Source organism: Streptomyces sp. NPDC012827 (assembly GCF_042900905.1).
Lineage (GTDB): Bacteria > Actinomycetota > Actinomycetes > Streptomycetales > Streptomycetaceae > Streptomyces > Streptomyces gulbargensis.
Genome location: NZ_JBIBBY010000012.1, coordinates 185,027 through 202,685, shown reverse-complemented (window position 1 = coordinate 202,685; position 17,659 = coordinate 185,027). Strand labels below are relative to the sequence as shown.

The window sequence follows — 17,659 nt, the reverse complement described above, 5'->3', positions numbered from 1 at the left end:
CTCCCCATCGCTCCCGCCCTCCCGGCCCCGTCACCCCGGCCCTCGCGGCCCGTTCGCCCGGCCTTCCCGGCCGCCGTTCGCCCGGCGCTCCCCGCCGGCCCCGTACCTCGCACCCCCCGGCCCTTCGGGCCCCGCTCCCCGGCCTTCCCGGCCCCGGGAGCGCCGGGGACTCCCCCCGGCCCTTCCTTCCGCTTCCTCACCCCCCAGGGACCTTCATGACCACAAGCCCCCAGATGACCTCCGCGCCCGGGACCGGCACCGCGCCGGTCGACGCCGAGGCCCTGCCCTCCGCCACGCTCGGCGGCGACAGCAAGCGGTCGATCGAGCAGCTCACCCTCCTGCTGTTCATCACGGTGCCGTTCCTGGCCGTGCTCGCGGCGGTGCCGCTCGCGTGGGGATGGGGGGTGAGCTGGCTCGACCTGGGGCTGCTGACGGCGATGTACTTCATCGGCTGCCACGGGATCACGATCGGCTTCCACCGCTACTTCACGCACGGCTCGTTCAAGGCGAAGCGGCCGCTGCGCATCGCGTTGGCGATCATGGGCTCGCTCGCGGTGGAGGGCCCGCTGGTCCGCTGGGTGGCGGACCACCGCAAGCACCACAAGTTCTCGGACGCGGAGGGCGACCCGCACTCCCCGTGGCGGTTCGGCGAGACGGTGCCGGCGCTGATGAAGGGCCTGTGGTGGGCGCACATCGGCTGGATGTTCGACGAGGAGCGGACGCCGCAGGCGAAGTACGCGCCGGACCTGATCAAGGACCCGGCGATCCGCGCGATCTCGCGTCAGTTCATCTTCTGGACGATGCTCTCCCTGGCGATCCCGCCGTTGGTCGGCGGTCTGGTGACGATGTCCTGGTGGGGCGCGTTCACGGCGTTCTTCTGGGGTTCGCTGGTCCGGGTCGCGCTGCTGCACCACGTGACGTGGTCGATCAACTCGATCTGCCACGCGGTGGGCAAGCGCCCCTTCAAGTCCCGGGACCGTTCGGGCAACGTCTGGTGGCTGGCCGTCCTCTCCTGCGGCGAGTCCTGGCACAACCTGCACCATGCCGAACCGACCTCGGCCCGGCACGGGGTGCTGCGCGGCCAGATCGACTCCAGCGCGCGCCTGATCCGCTGGTTCGAACAGGCGGGCTGGGCGTACGACGTGCGCTGGCCCGCGGCCTCCCGTATCGACGCCCGGCGCCGGTCCGCGTCCGCAGACGCGGCATGATGGACGACGTGGCGATCGACGGCAGGACCAGCGGGACCGGCGGCAGCGCGGGCGAACAGAAGCCCCGGCGCGGCCGGCGGGTCAGGATGACGGGCGCCGAGCGCCGTGAGCAACTGCTGGACATCGGCCGCACGCTGTTCGCCGCGAAGGGCTTCGAGGGCACCTCGGTGGAGGAGATCGCGGCGAAGGCCGGGGTCTCCAAGCCGGTGGTGTACGAACACTTCGGCGGCAAGGAGGGGTTGTACGCGGTCGTCGTCGACCGCGAGATGCGCCAGCTGCTCAACGGGGTGACGGGCGCGCTGACCGCCGGGCACCCCCGCGAACTCCTGGAGCAGGCGGCGTTCGCGCTGCTCGACTACATCGAGAACTACACGGACGGCTTCCGGATCCTCGTACGGGACTCGCCGGTGGCCCAGTCGACGGGTACGTTCGCCTCGCTGATCAGCGACATCGCCACGCAGGTGGAGGACATTCTGGGCCTGGAGTTCAAGGCCCGCGGCTTCGACCCGAAGCTGGCCCCGCTGTACGCGCAGGCCCTGGTGGGCAGCGTGGCGCTGACCGGCCAGTGGTGGCTGGACGTCCGCAAGCCGAAGAAGGCGGAGGTCGCGGCGCACCTGGTGAACCTGGCGTGGCACGGCCTCGACGGGCTGGAGCAGAAGCCCCGGCTGATAGGGCACCGCAAGAGCTGACGGGAATGTCCCCGTACGGGAGGACCGGTGGGTTCTCCGACCCGATGAGGTCGGAAATCCACTGGTCCTTTCGCGTTCGAACAGGGATACACTCCCGATCACATCCGGAAGGGCGTTCGCCCTCCGCGCGCGGGACGCGCGGAGGCGGTGCGAACCCCTGCCCCGGTACCCATTTCTTGCGTCCCCAGGGGGGGATTCTCTTTGCGTTCCGCTTTCTTCGGGCGTGGCCGCCGCGTCACCGCGTGCACCGCTCTCGCTCTCTCCGCCGGCATGCTGCTGGCCACCCCCGCGTCGGCCGAGGAGCCGGCGCCGCGTCCTTCGCTGACGAAGCCGACGCCGACGTTCACGCCGCCGAAGGCCTTCCCGGTCCAGGAGCCGGCCAGGGCCGGGGCGGCGGCGGCCACGGATGCCTCCTTGCTGCTGTCGGACCTCGACGGTGACGGCCACGAGGACGCCCTCTACCGCACCATGAACAACGACCTGTACTCGGGCACGACCACGGGCGGCGGCGGCGTTTTCGAGACGTACCGCTACGGCGAGGTCGCCAAGGACATCATCCCGATCGGCAACCAGGTCGGCGACTCGCGTCCCGAGGTGCTCATACCGTCCGAGGACGGCACCCTCAAGATGTACGTCGACGCCCACCCGACCGGTGTCTCGTACGAGACGACGGTGGGGGGCGGCTGGCAGGGCTACAACAAGATCGTGTCGCCGGGTGACCTGAACGCCGACGGGCGTGCCGACGTCCTGGCCCGCGCCCACGACGGCTCGCTGTACGTGTACGTGTCCACCGGTGACATCAGCCGCCCGTTCTACGGCCGGGCCAAGGTGGGCAGCGGCTGGAACATGTACGACCAGGTCGTCGGCCTGAACGACGCCAACGGTGACGGCCACGGTGACGTGTACGCCCGCGACACCGCCGGCAAGTTGTGGATCTACCGGGGCACCGGCATCTCCACCAGGCCGTTCGGCGGACGGGTCCTCGTCGGCACCGGCTGGAGCGTCTACAACCAGATCGTCCCGACCGACAACGGCGGGGTCTTCGGGCGGGACAACTCGGGAAGCGGCTACTACTACGCCCCCCGCGGCAACGGCACGCTGGCGGCTCCCGTCAAGTCCGGTTCCACGGGTGACTACCGCTATGTGGCGCAGTTCGCCGGCGCGGGCAACATCCCGTACACGGGCAAGGACGGCATGGTCGCCCGCGACTCCCAGGGGACGCTGTACTGGTACGGCAACACCGCCACCGACAAGCTGGCCCCCCGGGCGGAGGCCAGCGACCCCGGCGGCTGGGCCGGCGCGAACTTCACCCACTTCTCGTCGATGAACCCGGACGGCTCGTCCGACATCGCCGAGATCTACGACGGCGGCCTCTACATCGAGGGCTCGTACTTCGGCTCCGGCTGGAACGCCTTCAACGCCCTCGTCGGCCCCGGTGACCTCAGCGGTGACGGCAAGGGCGACCTGCTGGCCCGGGACCGTTCCGGCAACCTGTACCTGTACCGGGGTTACGGCGACGGTGCCCGGATGGCCGCGCGGATCAAGGTCGGCAGCGGCTGGGGCGTCTACAACAAGCTGCTCGGCGCCGGTGACTACACGGGTGACGGCCGCATGGACCTGCTCGCGCGCACGTCGGGCGGTGACCTGTACCTGTACGCGGGTACGGGTTCGGCGACCTCGCCGTTCAAGGGCCGGCAGAAGATCGGCACCGGCTGGAACACGTACAAGCACCTGGTCGCCCCCGGTGACCTGAACGCGGACGGCAAGGGCGACCTGCTGGGCGTCACCTCCGGTGGGGACCTGTACCGCTACCTCAACGTCGCCCCGTCGAAGTTCTCGGGCCGGGCGAAGATCGGTTACGGGTACGGGATCTACAACGCGATGTCCTGACGGCCTCCGGGCCTTCGGCAGGGCGCCCCGCACCGGGACCGGTGCGGGGCGCCCGTGCGTTCAGGCGGGTTTGCGGGCGACGGCGAAGATGCGCCGGAAGGGGAAGACCGTGCCGTGGGGGCCGGGCGGGTAGGCCTCGCGGAGCCGGTCGCGGTACTGGGCGAGGAAGGCGTCGATGGCTTCCTGGTCGCCGTCGAGGGTGGTGAGGACCGGGCGCAGGGCGGTGCCCTTGACCCATTCGAGGACCGGGTCCTCGCCCTGGAGGAGCTGGCAGTACGTGGTCTCCCAGACGTCCGTCTCGCAGCCGAGGTCGGTGAGCCGGGTGAGGTAGTCGGCGGCGCCGAGGATGTGGACGAAGCGGCGGCCCTGGTCGCCGAGGCGGGAGCGCCACTCGGGGGTGTCGCACAGTTCGCCGAGGAGGGCGTGGCTGGGCGAGGTGAAGTTGGCCGGGACCTGGAAGGCGAGGACGCCGCCGGGGCGCAGGCCGTCGATCCAGGAGGGGAAGGACTCGGGGTGGTTGGGGACCCATTGGAGGGCCGCGTTGGAGACGATGAGGTCGTAGGGCTCGTCGGGGGTCCAGTGGGCGGCGTCGGCGGGCCGGAAGTCGATCCAGCCGCCGCCGCGGGTGGTGCCCGACCAGTCCTTCTCGGCCCGTTCCAGCATGTCGGGGGAGAGGTCGAAGCCGGTGATGTGGGCGTCGGGCCACCGGTCGGTGAGGAGGGTGGTCACGTTGCCGGGGCCGCAGCCGAGGTCCGCGATCCGGGCGGGCCGGCCTTGGGCGGGCAGGTCCGGTATTCGGGCGAGCATGTCGAGGAAGGGACGGGTGCGATGGCCGGAGTGGCGGAGATACTGCTGCGGATCCCATGTCGGTGCTGCCGCGGATTCCACGGAATACATGTTCGAAGCCCCCTTGCTGGAACGAGTTGCCGAAGCGGAACGGAGTTCCGGCCGGGTCCCTTCCCCATGGTCCAGCGGAATATTTCTTGAAGTCAAGAATCTTGACCACAAGAAACTCGAACCGAAGAGACTTTATGTCAACAGACCCTCTACACTGATCACATGGAGGACGAGGTCGACCGTCTGGTCGCTGCATGGCGCCGCGAGCGCCCCGACCTCGACGTGGAACCGCTCGAGGTGCTCAGCCGCGTCTCGCGACTCGCCCGCCACCTCGACCGCGCCCGCCGTATCGCCTTCTCCGAGCACCAGCTGGAGCCCTGGGAGTTCGACGTCCTGACCTCCCTGCGCCGCGCCGGAGCGCCCTACCAGCTCTCCCCCGGTCAGCTGCTCACGCAGACCCTGGTCACCTCGGGCACCATGACCAATCGTATCGACCGGCTGGCGAAGAAGGGCCTGGTCGAACGGCTCCCCGACCCCAGCGACCGGCGCGGTGTCCTCGTCCGGCTCACCCCCGAGGGCCGGGACCGCGCCGACGAGGCGCTGGCCGGACTGCTCGCCCAGGAGCGGGCGATCCTCTCCCAGCTCTCCCGCACCCAGCGCGGCGAGCTGGCCGCGCTGCTACGCCGGCTGACCGCCCCGTTCGACAACGTCCCCGGCTAGCGGAGCCTCCAGCGGCGCCGGGCCGACGCCCGCCCGCCGGGCCAGCGCCACCGCCGCCAGCGTCGAGTGCACGCCCAGCTTGCCCAGCACGTTCTGCATGTGGGTACGGACCGTGTGCGGCGACAGGAACAGCCGCTCGGCCACCGCCTTCCGCCCCAGGCCCGCCACCATGCAGCGCAGCACCTCCCGCTCGCGCGGGGTCAGCGACTCCACGAGCCGTTCGCTCTCGGTGCGGTGCCGCCGGGCCTCCGTCAGCTCCCGCAGCACGCCCGTGAGCAGCGCGGGCGGCAGATGCGTCTCGTCCCTCAGCACCCCCCGGACCACGGCGAGGAGCCGCTGCAGGGAACAGTCCTTGGCGACCCAGCCCGAGGCCCCGGCCTGCAGCGCGAGCGCCGCCCTGCGGGGGTCGTCCCGCTCCGCGAGGACCACGGTGCGCACGGCGGGATGGGTGCCGCGCACCCCGGCCACCAGGGCGATCCCGTCCGCCGGCCCGCCGGCCGTGCCGTCCCCCGGCGCCCGTGGCCCGGGCAGGGACGGCCCGCCCGCGCCCGTACCGATGAGCGGCGCCGGGCCCGGACCGGGGGTCACACCGAGGTCGGCGTCGACGAGGAGCACGTCGAACCTGCGGCCCTCCGCGGCGGCGCGCTCCAGGGAGCGCAGCGCGGCCTGGCCGGTGCCCGCCGCGGCCACGTCGACGTCCGGCTCGGCCGCGAGAGCGGCGGCCAGCGACTCGGCGAACACGCGGTGGTCGTCCACCACCAGGACCCGGATACGTGCCACGGACAACCCCCATGCGTCGAGGAACGGACCGGCGCGGGCACGGCGCCGGAGGTGGGTCGTCCGTCGCACGGCCGCCGCCGTGCACGGACTGCTACCCCTCTCCGGGCGCCGTACCCGGCGGTTCTCGACCCCTGAAACGGCACCGGCCCCCACCGGTGCTGCCCAACAGAGTAGGGGCGGGGCGGCACGGCGGGGGCCGATTGGCGGAACTGTCCGAAGACGGTGGGCGGTGGCGCGTTCAGAGGAGGCGCCGCGCGCCCGCCGAGGGGACGGCGGGGAAGACGCCGGGCGCGGTGTGGCCGGCGCCGGCGAAGGCCTCCCGCACCGCGGTGGCGACCGCGTCCGCCCCGGCGCTCTCCACCAGGACGACCGCCGAGCCGCCGAAGCCGCCGCCGGTCATGCGGGCGCCGAGGGCCCCGGCCGCGTTCGCCGCCGTGACCACCAGGTCCAGTTCCGGGCAGGAGACCCGCAGGTCGTCGCGGAGCGAGACATGGCCCTCGGTGAGGACCGGTCCGACCTCCCGGGTCCTTCCGGCGTCCAGGAGCGCGACGGTCCGGGCCACCCGGTCGTTGTCGGAGACCACGTGCCGGACGTATCGCGCCGTCGTCCCCCCGCCCAGCCGGGCGAGCGCTTCCGGCAGGTGCGCGGCGCTCACCTCGCGCAGGGTCCGCACACCGAGCGCCCGCGCGCCCGCTTCGCAACCGGCGCGCCGCTCCGCGTACGCGCCGTCCCCGAGGGCGTGCTTGACCCGGGTGTCCACGACGAGCAGCGTGAGCCCTTCGCGGGCCGGGTCGAAGGGGACCTGACGGTACGTGAGGTCGCGGGTGTCGAGGTGGAGGGCGTGGCCCTCCTCGGCGCAGGCGGAGGCCATCTGGTCCATGACGCCGCAGGGCACGCCGACGAAGGCGTTCTCGGCGCGCTGGGCGATCCGGGCGAGTTCGGGCCGGCTGAGGCCGAGGCCGAAGAGGTCGTTCAGGGCGAGGGCGGTGACGACCTCCAGGGCGGCCGAGGAGGAGAGTCCGGCGCCGGTGGGCACGGTGGAGGCGAGGTGGACGTCGGCGCCGGTGACCGGGTGGCCCGCGGCGCGCAGCGCCCAGACGACGCCCGCCGGGTAGGCGGCCCAGCCGCCGCCGGAGAGCGGTGCGAGGGTGTCGGTGGCCAGCTGGACGACACCGCCGTCGGCGTCGGCGGAGTGCAGCCGCAGCACGCCGTCGTCCCGGCGGGAGACGGCCGCGACGGTGGTGTGCGGCAGGGCGAGCGGCAGCACGAAGCCGTCGTTGAAGTCGGTGTACTCGCCGATGAGGTTGACCCGGCCGGGGGCCGCCCAGACCCCCTCGGGCGCGCTGCCGTACAGCGCCTCGAAGCCGGTGGCGACGTTCATGTCCGGTCCTCCTCGTGGCGCGCGCGGGCGAAGTCCCAGGCGTCGGCGACGACGGCCGCCAGGTCGGTGCGGGTGGGCCGCCAGCCGAGGCGTTCGCGGGCGGTGTCGGCGGAGGCCACGAGGACCGCCGGGTCGCCGGGGCGGCGCGGGGCGGTGATCTCGGGGACGGAGTGGCCGGTGACCTCGCGGACGGTGTCGACGACCTCGCGGACGGAGAAGCCGTTGCCGTTGCCCAGGTTGCAGACGAGGTGCTCGCCCGCCGCCATGGCGTCGAGGGCCAGCAGGTGGGCCTCGGCGAGGTCGGCGACGTGGAGGTAGTCGCGGACGCAGGTGCCGTCGGGGGTCGGGTAGTCCGCGCCGTACACGGAGATCGCCTCGCGCCGGCCGAGGGCGACCTGGAGGACGAGCGGGATGAGGTGGGACTCGGGCTCGTGGCGCTCGCCGTGGGAGCCGTACGCCCCGGCGACGTTGAAGTAGCGCAGGGAGACGGCGGCGAGGCCGTGGGCGGCGCACTCCCCGGCGATCATGTGGTCCACGGCGAGCTTGGTCGCCCCGTAGGGGCTGGTGGGCGCGGTGGGGGCGGTCTCGGTGATCGGGACGGAGACCGGTTCGCCGTAGGTGGCGGCGGTGGAGGAGAAGACGAGGCGGCGCACTCCGGCCGCGCGCATCGCGGCGAGGAGCGCGATCGTGCCGCCGACGTTGTTCTCCCAGTACTTCTCCGGGTGGACGACGGACTCGCCGACCTGCGAGGAGGCGGCGAAGTGGAGGACGGCGTCGTACGTGCCGTCGAGCCATCGGGCGGCGTCCTGGACGCGGCCCTCCACGAACTCCGCGCCCTCGGGGACGGCCTCGGCGAAACCGGTGGAGAGGTCGTCGAGGACGGTGACCGCGTGGCCCCGCTCCAGGAGGTGGGCGGCGACCACGCTGCCCACGTAGCCGGCTCCCCCGGTCACCAGGTACTTCTTCCGCGCGGTCGTCATGCGCTCGCCACCTCTCGGAGTCGTCGGGCCGCGTCCTCGGGCCGTACGTCGTTCATGAACGCGCCCATGCCGGACTCGGTGCCGGCGAGGAACTTCAGCTTGCCGGGGGCGCGCCGGACGGTGAACAGCTCCAGGTGGAGTCCGAAGTCCTCGCGGCGGGGGTCGCCGAAGGGGGCCTGGTGCCAGGCGGAGATGTAGGGGGTGGGCGGCTGGTCCGGGCCGAAGAGCCGGTCGAAGCGCCGCAGGAGTTCCAGGTAGACGGGGGCGAAGCCGGCGCGGGCGGCCTCGTCCAGGGCGAGCAGGTCGGGCACCCGGCGGCGGGGGTGGAGGTGGACCTCGTACGGCCAGTGGGCGGCGTAGGGCACGAAGGCGGTCCAGTGGTCGGTCTCCAGGACGATCCGCTCGCCGTCGGCGCGTTCGCGGGCGACGAGGTCGTCGAAGAGGTTGCGGCCGGTGGCGCGGCGGTGCTCGTCGACGCGGCGGCGGGTGGCGGCGGTGCGGGGCGCGACGAAGGGGAAGGCGTAGATCTGGCCGTGGGAGTGGGGCAGGGTGACGCCGATCTCCCGGCCCCGGTTCTCGAAGCAGTAGACCTGCTGGACGCCGGGGAGGGCGGAGAGGGCGGCGGTGCGGTCGGTCCAGGCGTCGAGGACGAGGCGGGCCCGTTCCTCGGTGAGGTCGGCGAAGGAGGCGGTGTGGTCGTCGGTGAAGCAGACGACCTCGCAGCGGCCGACGCCGCCGGAGAGGGAGGGGAAACGGTTCTCGAACACGACGACCTCGTACGCCTCCTCGGGGATCTCGCTCTCGCGGCCGCCGGTGGCCGGACAGAGCGGGCAGGCGTCGGCCGGCGGGTGGTAGGTGCGGGCCTGCCGGTGGGAGGCGACGGTGACCGGGTCGCCGGTGAGTTCGTCGAGCCGGATCTCGGAGCGGGAGACCACGGCCGTCAGGGGGCGCGGGTCGGTGGCGGTGCGGACGGCGTCGTCACGTCCGTCGTAGTAGATCAGCTCACGCCCGTCGGCGAGCGTGGTGACGGTCTTCTTCACGGGAGGCCCTCCGCGGGATCGAACAGAACCACGCACAAGTAATCACAATCCAACATCGCCGTCAATGGCGGAACCCCGGACCGCCCCGGGGCCGTCGCCCCCGCGGTTCCGGTGCTCGTGCCGGAGGGATCCGGCGCCGGCGTCAGAGGGCGTGCCGGGGCCCCGGCACCACCCGGTCGAGCAGTCCCGTGCGCGCCGCGAGGGCCGCCGCCTCCAGACGCGAACCGACCCCCAGCTTCATCAGCACCCGCTGCACGTGCGTCCGGGCCGTGCTGGGCGCGATGCCCATCCCGGCCGCGATCAACCGGGTGTCCTCGCCCTCCGCGACCCGGACGAGGACCTCCACCTCACGCCGCGTCAGCAGCCGCAGCAGCCGCTGCCCCTCGTCGTCCGGCCGCGCCGACGGGTTGAGCAGCTCCGCGAAGGCGCCCTGCAGCAGCAGCGGCGCGACCGCCGCCTCCCCCGCCCGCGCCTTCAGGAGCGCCCGCTCCACCCCTTCGATGCGCTCGTCGTGCCGCACGTAGCCCGCGGCCCCGGCCGCGAACGCCGCCGCGATCCCGCGCGGCGACGGCACGGGCCCCAGCACCACCACGGCCACCTGCGGCCGTTCCCGCCTGATCCGTACGACCGGGTCGAAGGCGCCCGGCGCGGCCGGCGCCGCCGTGCCGAGCAGGCACACCTCCGGCGCCCGGCCGATCACGAGGTCCACCGCTCCCGCCACCGGCGCGGCCGCCGCGAGCACCCGGTGCCCGCGCAGCTTCAGCGCCGAGGCGAGCGCCTCCGCGAGCAGACGGTGCTCGTCCACCACCACGAGGCGTACGCCCATCCGGCCTCCCCCTCCTCCGGGCCCGCCGCTCCCCGGCCACCCTGACCCGGCAAGCTACACGCTCCCCCGCTCCACGAGACCCCAACCACCGGCCCCGGTGCGCGCCCGGAAACGCGCGCGGGCTCCCCCGGATGTCCGGGGGAGCCCTCGGGGCGCGTCTCGGCCGGGGCCGTCAGCGCGGTACGGCGAAGGAGACGGCCAGGTAGTTCTTGGTGGTGTCCGACTCGCGGGTCTTGCTGACCAGGTTGGCGGAGATGAAGAACCGGCCGCTTTCGTAACGGAGTTCGGCACCCGTCAGGCTGAAGCTCGTCTCCACGTTCCGGATCGAGCGCTCCCCCGGGTTCTCCAGCAGCAGGGTCTCCTTCATCGTGCCGCCGTTGATGGAGACGATCCGCCCGCCCTTGTCGTAGGGCGGTTCCTTGTACGCGATGAGGTCGCCGCCGTCCATGCGCAGCGGCACCAGCGTGTACCGGTCGCCGGCGTCGGCCTTCTCCGGGACCGTACGGCCCGTGGTCAGGTCGAAGGCGATGATCTCGTTGGTCTCGTCGCCGTACTCGCCGGTGCTGCCCTCGTGCTCCTCGGTCGGCACGTAGAGACGGTTGTTGCCGACGAGCACCCGCGAGCAGGCCTCGACCTTGGTGGCCTTGCAGTGGCCCGCGTACTGGGCGGCGTCCGCGGTGATCTTCGCCTTGAGCTTGCCGGTCTTCTCGTCGATGGAGAAGAAGTCGGAGATGCCGCTGCCGTCACCGGCGCTCTCACCGACGTCCGCCGCGACGACCAGCGGCTTGGTGGAGACGACCGCCGCGTACTTGACGCCGGTGGGCATCTTGTACTGCGAGAGGACCGCGCCCGAGGCCGGGTCGATGTTCTGGACGGTCACCGACTGGACGTCGTACCCGCCGCACTTGCGGACCGCGACGAGGCCCTCGCCGCCACCGTAGCCCTGGTCGTAGCAGTTGTCGTCGTTGGCCTGCGGCTTCCAGCGCGGGTTGCCGTTGGCGAGGTCGAAGGCGGCGCCGCCGTCGGTGCCGCCGGCCGCGACGGTCGCCCCGCTGAGGGTGACCTCGCTGAACCGGGCCTTCGCGTCGCCGGCGGTGCCGCCGGTGACCGAGGTCGACCACACCAGCTTGCCGGTGTTCAGGTCGACCAGGCCGACCTCGGTGCACGGCTGGTAGTAGCGCGGCGGGACCCGCTTGGTGGCCTCGAAGAGGATCGGCACCTTGTTGTCGGCGCTCTTGTGGCGCGAGGCGCCGCAGACCTGGCCGGTCAGGGGCAGGGTCCACAGGACCGTGCCCTTGTCGAGGTCGTAGCCGACGAGCGAGTTGACACCGGGCTTCACGAACGCCTTGTCCGTGACCCACGAACCGGAGACGTCCGTGACGTCGGGAACCTTCGGCTCCGGCACCGACCAGGCCAGCTTGGCCTGCGCGTCGGCCGGCGCCTTCTCCGTGCCGCCGCCCCCGAGGCCGCCGTTCCCGCCGGCTCCGCCGTCCCCGCCGCCGGAGCCCTGCGTGGCGCCGGTCGTGCCCTTGGCGTCGGGCGCCGGGTCGCCGCCCTCGGAGGAGGCGTACCAGATGCCTGCGCCGATGATCAGGACGACGGCCACGGCCGCCGCGAGGACGATCTGCATCTGCGCCGACAGCTTCTTGCGCCCGGCCACGGGAGCCACCGCCACCGTCGGCTGCTGCCCGTAGGCCTGCGGGTCGTGGCCCGGCTGCTGACCGTAGGGCTGCTGCCCGTACCCCGGCTGCCCGTAGGCCTGCTGGGGCGCGGTCGGGTAGCCGTACGGGGGCTGCGCCGGCGGCTGCTGCGGGGCGCCGCCGTACGGGCCGGGCTGCTGCTGCGGGGCCTGCGGAGGCTGCTGCGGGTAGCCGTAGCCGGGTTCCGGCTGCTGCTGCGGGTATCCGTACCCCGGTGCCTGCGGGGGCTGCTGCGGCGGGGGCGTCGGCGCGCCGAAGCCGCCCTGGTGCTGCGGATCCGGCGGCTGGGCCGGCGGCGGGGGTGGCTGCGTCATCGGTGCGTGTCCTTCACTACTTGCTGAACGCCATCATCGTCTTGACCTGCTTCTCGTCCTTGTCGTTCGACGCGGAGACGCGTCCGCTGGCCACCACGAAGGTGCCACCGCCGTAGGCATAGCCGGCGCTGTAGAAGCTGCCCTCGATCTGGGAGGTGGCGACCGGGTGCTGGAGCTGGATCTTCGGAGCACCGCCGGTCGGGGCGATGGTGGCGACGGCCCCGCCCGCGTCGTAGCGCGGCTCGATGTAGACCAGGACCTCGCCGCCCTCCATCCGCAGCGGCTTCATCGTCTGCTCACCGGGCGCCTTGGAACGCCACGCGGCCTTGCCGTTCTTCAGGTCGAAGGCGATGACCTCGTTGGGGACGCCGTAGGCGGTCTCGGTCGCCATGTAGAAGTACCGGGCGTCGGCGGCGACACCGGTGCAGCCCTGGAGGTTACGGCCGAAGATGACGAAGCCGCCGCCGCAGGAGGGGGCGAACTTGTCCTTGCCGCCCTGGATCTGCGAGCGCAGCGAACCGTTGGGGTTGAGCGCGAAGACGGTCCACTTCTTCTCCTCGCGCTGGGTGGCGGAGATGACCAGCGGGTCGACCGAGTAGACCTTGTCGACCTCCCAGTTGGGCTGGAGCTTGAAGGTCCACTTGGGCTTGCCGGTGTTCGGGTCGACCTCGCTGACCGACTGGACCTTCTTGTTCACGTCGCCCGAGGGGCAGTTGTAGGCGCCGATGAGCTTGGCCGGGCCGCCCGCGTACGCGAAGGGCTTGCAGCCGCTGTCGGGCGAGGCGAACAGCTGGCGGCCGTCGGTCAGGGAGAAGCCGTAGGCGCTGCTGCTGCCGGAGGCGGTCACCGTGTTGCCGCCGATGGCGAGGGTGTTGTCGGAGAAGGCGAAGAGGCCCTTGGGCTTGGGGACGGCCTTCTTCCAGCCCGTCTTGCCGGTCTTCAGGTCGATCTGCTGGAGCTGGGTGCACTTGGCGCCGTCCTTGGCGCTCTCCGCGTAGCCGAAGACCATCAGGCCGTCGGCGGAGGGCTGCGCGGGGACCGCGCACAGCTCGAACGGCAGGTCGACGTGCCACTTGGGGCTGCCGTCCTTGAGGCTGTAGCCGTCGACGCCCTTGTACATCGCCTTGACGACGGTGTCGCCGACGATCCACGGGCCGTGCACGTCGGCGCCGTTGCGGGGCAGGTCGACGTCGTTCTTCAGCAGCCAGTCGACCTTGGCCTCGCCGGGCTTGCGGTCGGCGTTGAGGTCGTCGCTCCCGCCGGTCCCGTCGCCGCTGCCGTCGCCCTGGTCGACCGACTCGCTCGGCTTCGGCCCGGCCGAACCGGAGGCGGAGCCGGAGGCCGTCGCGGTCGGCCGGGCGACCGGCTCCTCGTCGTCGCCGCCGCCGACCACGGCCCAGGTGGTCACCGCGGCCACGAGCACGGCGCCCGCGGCGATCGCCGCGACCAGACCGGTCCTGCCCTTGAACGGGCCGCCGCCGCCGGGGCCGCCGGGGGTACCGGGCGGCGTCGGGCCACCCGGGTGGCCCGGCTGCTGCGGGTAGCCGTACGGACCCGGCTGCTGGCCGTAGGGGCCGGGCTGCTGACCGTACGGGCCGGGCGCCGCCGCCGGCTGGCCGTACGGACCGGGCTGGGGCTGCTGCGGGTACCCGTACGGGCCGGGCTGGGGCTGCTGCGGGTATCCGTAACCGGGCTGCGGCTGCTGGCCGTACGGTCCCGGGGCGCCGGCCGGCGGACCCGGCGGGGTCTGCGGCGCCTGCGGCGGGACCGGCGGCATCTGCGGGGCCTGCGGCGGTACCGGCGGAACGCCGGGGCCCTGGTTCGGGTCCTGAGGAGCTCCGAAGCCCCCCGGCGGCTGGTTGCTGGGCGGCTGGGTCATCAGCGTTTCCCCCTTGACGTGAGCGGGTTGTCTTTCTACCACTCACTCGCTGGCGCAAAAGCGACCGGTCCGCCGCTTGTGCCCAAGGGAGGACCGGCCCGTGATGCCCTCGTTATGCGTCCTCGGCCAGTTCGAGCCAGCGCATCTCCAGTTCCTCGCGCTCCCCCGCGAGCGCGCGGAGTTCGGCGTCGAGCTTCGCCACCTGCTCGAAGTCGGTGGCGTTCTCCGCGATCCGCGCGTGCAGCTTCGCCTCCTTCTCGGAGACCTTGTCGAGCTGCCGCTCGACCTTCTGCAGCTCCTTCTTCGCGGCGCGCGCGTCGGCCGCCGAGGGCCCCTGCTTCGCCGGGGCGGCGGGCGCGGCGGCGGGCGCCGGGACGGCCGCCTCGATCATCCGCTGCCGCCGCTCCAGGTACTCGTCGATGCCGCGCGGCAGCATCCGCAGCGCCCGGTCGCCGAGGAGCGCGAAGGTGCGGTCCGTGGTCCGCTCCAGGAAGAACCGGTCGTGCGAGATCACGACCATCGAGCCCGGCCAGCCGTCGAGGAGGTCCTCCAGCTGGGTGAGGGTCTCGATGTCGAGGTCGTTGGTGGGCTCGTCGAGGAAGAGGACGTTCGGCTCGTCCATCAGCAGGCGCAGCAGCTGCAGACGGCGCCGCTCACCGCCGGACAGGTCACCGACCGGCGTCCACTGCTTCTCCTTGCCGAAACCGAACTGCTCGCAGAGCTGGCCGGCCGTCATCTCCCGGCCCTTGCCGAGGTCGACGCGGTCGCGGATCTGCTGCACGGCCTCCAGGACCCGCAGGGTCGCCGGGAGTTCGGTGACGTCCTGGGAGAGGTAGGCGAGGCGGACGGTCCTGCCGACGACGATCCGGCCCTGCGGCGGCTGCTTCTCGCCCTGGGTGGTGGCGGCGTCCGCGAGCGCCCGGAGGAGTGAGGTCTTGCCCGCGCCGTTGACGCCGACGAGACCGACGCGGTCGCCGGGGCCGAGCTGCCAGGTGAGGTGCTGGAGCAGCGTCTTGGGTCCCGCCGTGACGGTCACGTCCTCCAGGTCGAAGACCGTCCTGCCGAGGCGGGCGCCCGCGAACTTCATCAGCTCGCTGGTGTCGCGCGGCGGCGGCACGTCCTCGATGAGCGCGTTCGCGGCCTCGATGCGGAACCGGGGCTTGGAGGTACGGGCCGGGGCACCGCGCCGCAGCCAGGCCAGCTCCTTGCGGACCAGGTTCTGCCGCTTGGCCTCCTCCGTGGCGGCGATCCGCTCCCGCTCGGCCCGCGCGAAGACGTAGTCGGAGTAGCCGCCCTCGTACTCGTACACGTCACCGCGCTGCACGTCCCACATGCGGGTGCAGACCTGGTCGAGGAACCACCGGTCGTGGGTGACGCAGACGAGGGCCGAACGCCGGTTCTGGAGGTGGCGGGCGAGCCAGGCGATGCCCTCGACGTCCAGGTGGTTGGTGGGCTCGTCGAGCACGAGCAGGTCCTGGTCCTCGATGAGCAGCTTGGCCAGCGCGATCCGGCGCCGCTCACCACCGGACAGCGGGCCGATGACCGTGTCCAGGCCCTTCTCGAAGCCCGGCAGGTCCAGGCCGCCGAAGAGGCCGGTGAGCACGTCGCGGATCTTGGCGCTGCCGGCCCACTCGTGGTCGGCCATGACACCGATGACCTCGTGGCGGATGGTCGCCGCCGGGTCGAGCGAGTCGTGCTGCGTGAGCACCCCGAGCCGCAGCCCGCCGCTGTGGGTGATCCGGCCGGTGTCGGCCTCCTCCAGCTTGGCCAGCATCCGGATGAGGGTCGTCTTGCCGTCGCCGTTGCGCCCGACCACCCCGATCCGGTCCCCCTCGGAGACGCCGAGCGACACGCCGTCGAGCAGCGCACGGGTGCCGTACACCTTGCTGACGTTCTCGACATTGACCAGGTTGACGGCCACGTTGACTCCTGTAAGGGGTGATCGATCGGTGTCCAGGGTAGACCGTGGCGTGGATGGTCACTCCTGGTCACGAGAGGGCAGGGGTCCCGTCACGGACCGGTGGACCGCGACCGGCCCGGCTCCCCGTCCCGTCCGGCTCCGGCCTCACCGCGCCGGCGGGACGGAGGTCCTTCCACCAGCAGCCATCCCGCGAGGGCCAGGGTCACCGCCGCCGGGGCCGAGACGTCCACGGCGATCAGGGTGGCCGTGTGGCCTTCCAGGAGCCCGGCGAAGCCCGCCGCCGACAGGCCGAGGACGCCCAGCAGGGCGAGGGTGATGCCGAACGCGGCCAGCGGGCCCGACCCCCCGGTCCGGGCGGACGGCGCCGGGGCCTCGAAGCGGCGGAAGACCGCCACCAGCAGACCCGTGAGCACCGCCGCCGCGAGCAGCCGGACCGGCAGCCGGGCCCACCAGGCGGCGGAGGCCGGGACCGGCGGTTCCAGGCCGAGGGCGGCCGACACGCCGTACACGCCGAGCATGCCCGTCAGGTGCCACAGGAACGCGGTCATCGCGATCCCGTTCGCCGCGACCACCGCACGCCAGACCCCCGCCCGGGCCGCGAACCGGCTCCCCGGGCCCCGCAGCAGCTCGACGGCGCCGACCAGCCACAGGCCGTGGCAGAGCAGCGCCAGGGTCGGCGGGGCCATGTTCGACACCTCCTCGCCGGGCATCCCGACCATCGACAGCGGATACGGGCCGAGCGCGACCAGCGCGGCGGCGCCCGCGAGGCCCGTGCCGGCGAGGAGGGCCGGGCGGCGGATCATGCCGTCGGCGCGCAGGAATCCCAGCTGGTGGACGGCGAGCCACACGAAGCCGAAGTTGAGGAACTCGACGTACGGCACGTCCGCCGCGAACCGCAGCACGTCGACGAGGACCGCCCCCGCCACGAGCCCGGCGAAGGCCCCCCGGCCGTACCGCTCGTGCAGCCGCAGCAGCGGCGGGGTGAGCGCGACCATCGCCAGGTAGATCCCGATGAACCAGAGCAGCTGCGGGACCAGTCGCAGCACCGCTCCGACCGTCCCGCCGCCCGCGCCCGCCAGCTGGATCAGCAGCGCGGCGGCGCCCCACACGGCGACGAAGACCATCGTGGGCCGCAGCAGCCGCCGCAGCCGGGCGCGGAGGAAGTCGGCGTAGCCGGGCCGGGAGCGGTGCGCGAGGGCGTGCGCGAAACCGCCGACGAAGAAGAAGACGGGCATGACCTGGAAGGCCCAGGTGGCGATCTGGAGGCCGGGGACGACGGCGAGGAGGTTGTCGATCCGCCCGTCGGGGGTGACGGCCGCCATCGTCCAGTGGCCGAGCACCACGACGGCGAGCGAGGCCACCCGCAGGAGGTCGACGTACCGGTCGCGGCCCGCCGGGGTGGCGGCGGCGAGGTCGCGTGCGCTGATTCCCATGGGGGTACGGTGCCGAGCGCGGCCCGGCCGCCGACAGGGCGCCGGTACTCAGCCCGCGCCT

General features: G+C 72.9%; 14 protein-coding genes. 4 read left to right on the top strand and 10 right to left on the bottom strand.

Translation table 11 applies throughout. The features are described 5' to 3' along the window. Nucleotides 1–215: 215 nt before the first annotated feature. The 3 genes from ACFY60_RS25685 to ACFY60_RS25675 all read left to right on the top strand — a co-directional run bounded on the left by ACFY60_RS25685 (nucleotide 216) and on the right by ACFY60_RS25675 (nucleotide 3,787). A complete protein-coding gene (locus ACFY60_RS25685) occupies nucleotides 216–1,208 on the top strand; it encodes an acyl-CoA desaturase (protein ID WP_388615911.1) in 993 nt (330 codons plus the stop codon). Beyond that, nucleotides 1,205–1,897: a TetR/AcrR family transcriptional regulator gene (locus tag ACFY60_RS25680; RefSeq protein ID WP_388615913.1), complete on the top strand. Its 693-nt coding sequence runs from the start codon at nucleotides 1,205–1,207 to the stop codon at nucleotides 1,895–1,897. The genes ACFY60_RS25685 and ACFY60_RS25680 overlap by 4 nt, the downstream gene beginning before the upstream one ends. A 201-nt stretch (nucleotides 1,898–2,098) precedes the next feature. Beyond that, complete coding sequence (locus tag ACFY60_RS25675; protein ID WP_388615915.1) at nucleotides 2,099–3,787, top strand: FG-GAP-like repeat-containing protein; 1,689 nt, start codon at nucleotides 2,099–2,101, stop codon at nucleotides 3,785–3,787. A 60-nt stretch (nucleotides 3,788–3,847) separates the two neighbouring features. Here the strand turns inward: ACFY60_RS25675 and ACFY60_RS25670 are convergent, their stop codons facing one another. Continuing rightward, nucleotides 3,848–4,684, bottom strand: a complete 837-nt coding sequence (locus ACFY60_RS25670) for a trans-aconitate 2-methyltransferase (RefSeq protein ID WP_388615918.1) — start codon at nucleotides 4,682–4,684, stop codon at nucleotides 3,848–3,850. A 162-nt stretch (nucleotides 4,685–4,846) separates the two neighbouring features. Between ACFY60_RS25670 and ACFY60_RS25665 the strand changes: the two genes are divergently transcribed. Continuing rightward, nucleotides 4,847–5,344 carry a MarR family transcriptional regulator gene (locus ACFY60_RS25665; RefSeq protein ID WP_309058293.1) on the top strand — a complete coding sequence of 166 codons (498 nt, stop codon included), beginning with the start codon at nucleotides 4,847–4,849 and terminating at the stop codon, nucleotides 5,342–5,344. Here ACFY60_RS25665 and ACFY60_RS25660 read toward each other — a convergent pair. The 9 genes from ACFY60_RS25660 to ACFY60_RS25620 all read right to left on the bottom strand — a co-directional run bounded on the left by ACFY60_RS25660 (nucleotide 5,303) and on the right by ACFY60_RS25620 (nucleotide 17,598). Next, complete coding sequence (locus ACFY60_RS25660; protein WP_388615921.1) at nucleotides 5,303–6,124, bottom strand: LuxR C-terminal-related transcriptional regulator; 822 nt, start codon at nucleotides 6,122–6,124, stop codon at nucleotides 5,303–5,305. The genes ACFY60_RS25665 and ACFY60_RS25660 overlap by 42 nt on opposite strands. A gap of 238 nt (nucleotides 6,125–6,362) precedes the next feature. Next, complete coding sequence (gene galK, locus ACFY60_RS25655; RefSeq protein WP_388615924.1) at nucleotides 6,363–7,505, bottom strand: galactokinase; 1,143 nt, start codon at nucleotides 7,503–7,505, stop codon at nucleotides 6,363–6,365. Next, a complete protein-coding gene (gene galE, locus ACFY60_RS25650; protein ID WP_388615927.1) occupies nucleotides 7,502–8,485 on the bottom strand; it encodes a UDP-glucose 4-epimerase GalE in 984 nt (327 codons plus the stop codon). Before galE ends, galK begins: the two co-directional genes overlap by 4 nt. Next, on the bottom strand, nucleotides 8,482–9,525 hold the full coding sequence (gene galT / locus ACFY60_RS25645; protein WP_388615929.1) for a galactose-1-phosphate uridylyltransferase: 1,044 nt from the start codon (nucleotides 9,523–9,525) through the stop codon (nucleotides 8,482–8,484). The genes galE and galT overlap by 4 nt, the downstream gene beginning before the upstream one ends. Before the next feature lie 142 nt (nucleotides 9,526–9,667). Continuing rightward, nucleotides 9,668–10,351: a LuxR C-terminal-related transcriptional regulator gene (locus ACFY60_RS25640; protein WP_388615932.1), complete on the bottom strand. Its 684-nt coding sequence runs from the start codon at nucleotides 10,349–10,351 to the stop codon at nucleotides 9,668–9,670. A gap of 172 nt (nucleotides 10,352–10,523) precedes the next feature. Next, nucleotides 10,524–12,365 carry a PQQ-binding-like beta-propeller repeat protein gene (locus ACFY60_RS25635; protein WP_388615937.1) on the bottom strand — a complete coding sequence of 614 codons (1,842 nt, stop codon included), beginning with the start codon at nucleotides 12,363–12,365 and terminating at the stop codon, nucleotides 10,524–10,526. A gap of 16 nt (nucleotides 12,366–12,381) precedes the next feature. Continuing rightward, nucleotides 12,382–14,244 carry a PQQ-binding-like beta-propeller repeat protein gene (locus ACFY60_RS25630; protein WP_388615940.1) on the bottom strand — a complete coding sequence of 621 codons (1,863 nt, stop codon included), beginning with the start codon at nucleotides 14,242–14,244 and terminating at the stop codon, nucleotides 12,382–12,384. A gap of 112 nt (nucleotides 14,245–14,356) precedes the next feature. After that, on the bottom strand, nucleotides 14,357–16,165 hold the full coding sequence (locus ACFY60_RS25625; protein ID WP_388615942.1) for an ABC-F family ATP-binding cassette domain-containing protein: 1,809 nt from the start codon (nucleotides 16,163–16,165) through the stop codon (nucleotides 14,357–14,359). Nucleotides 16,166–16,254: 89 nt separating this feature from the next. Further along, nucleotides 16,255–17,598 (bottom strand): acyltransferase, encoded by a 1,344-nt coding sequence (locus tag ACFY60_RS25620; RefSeq protein ID WP_388615945.1) that lies wholly within the window; start codon nucleotides 17,596–17,598, stop codon nucleotides 16,255–16,257. Between the last annotated feature and the right edge of the window lie 61 nt (nucleotides 17,599–17,659).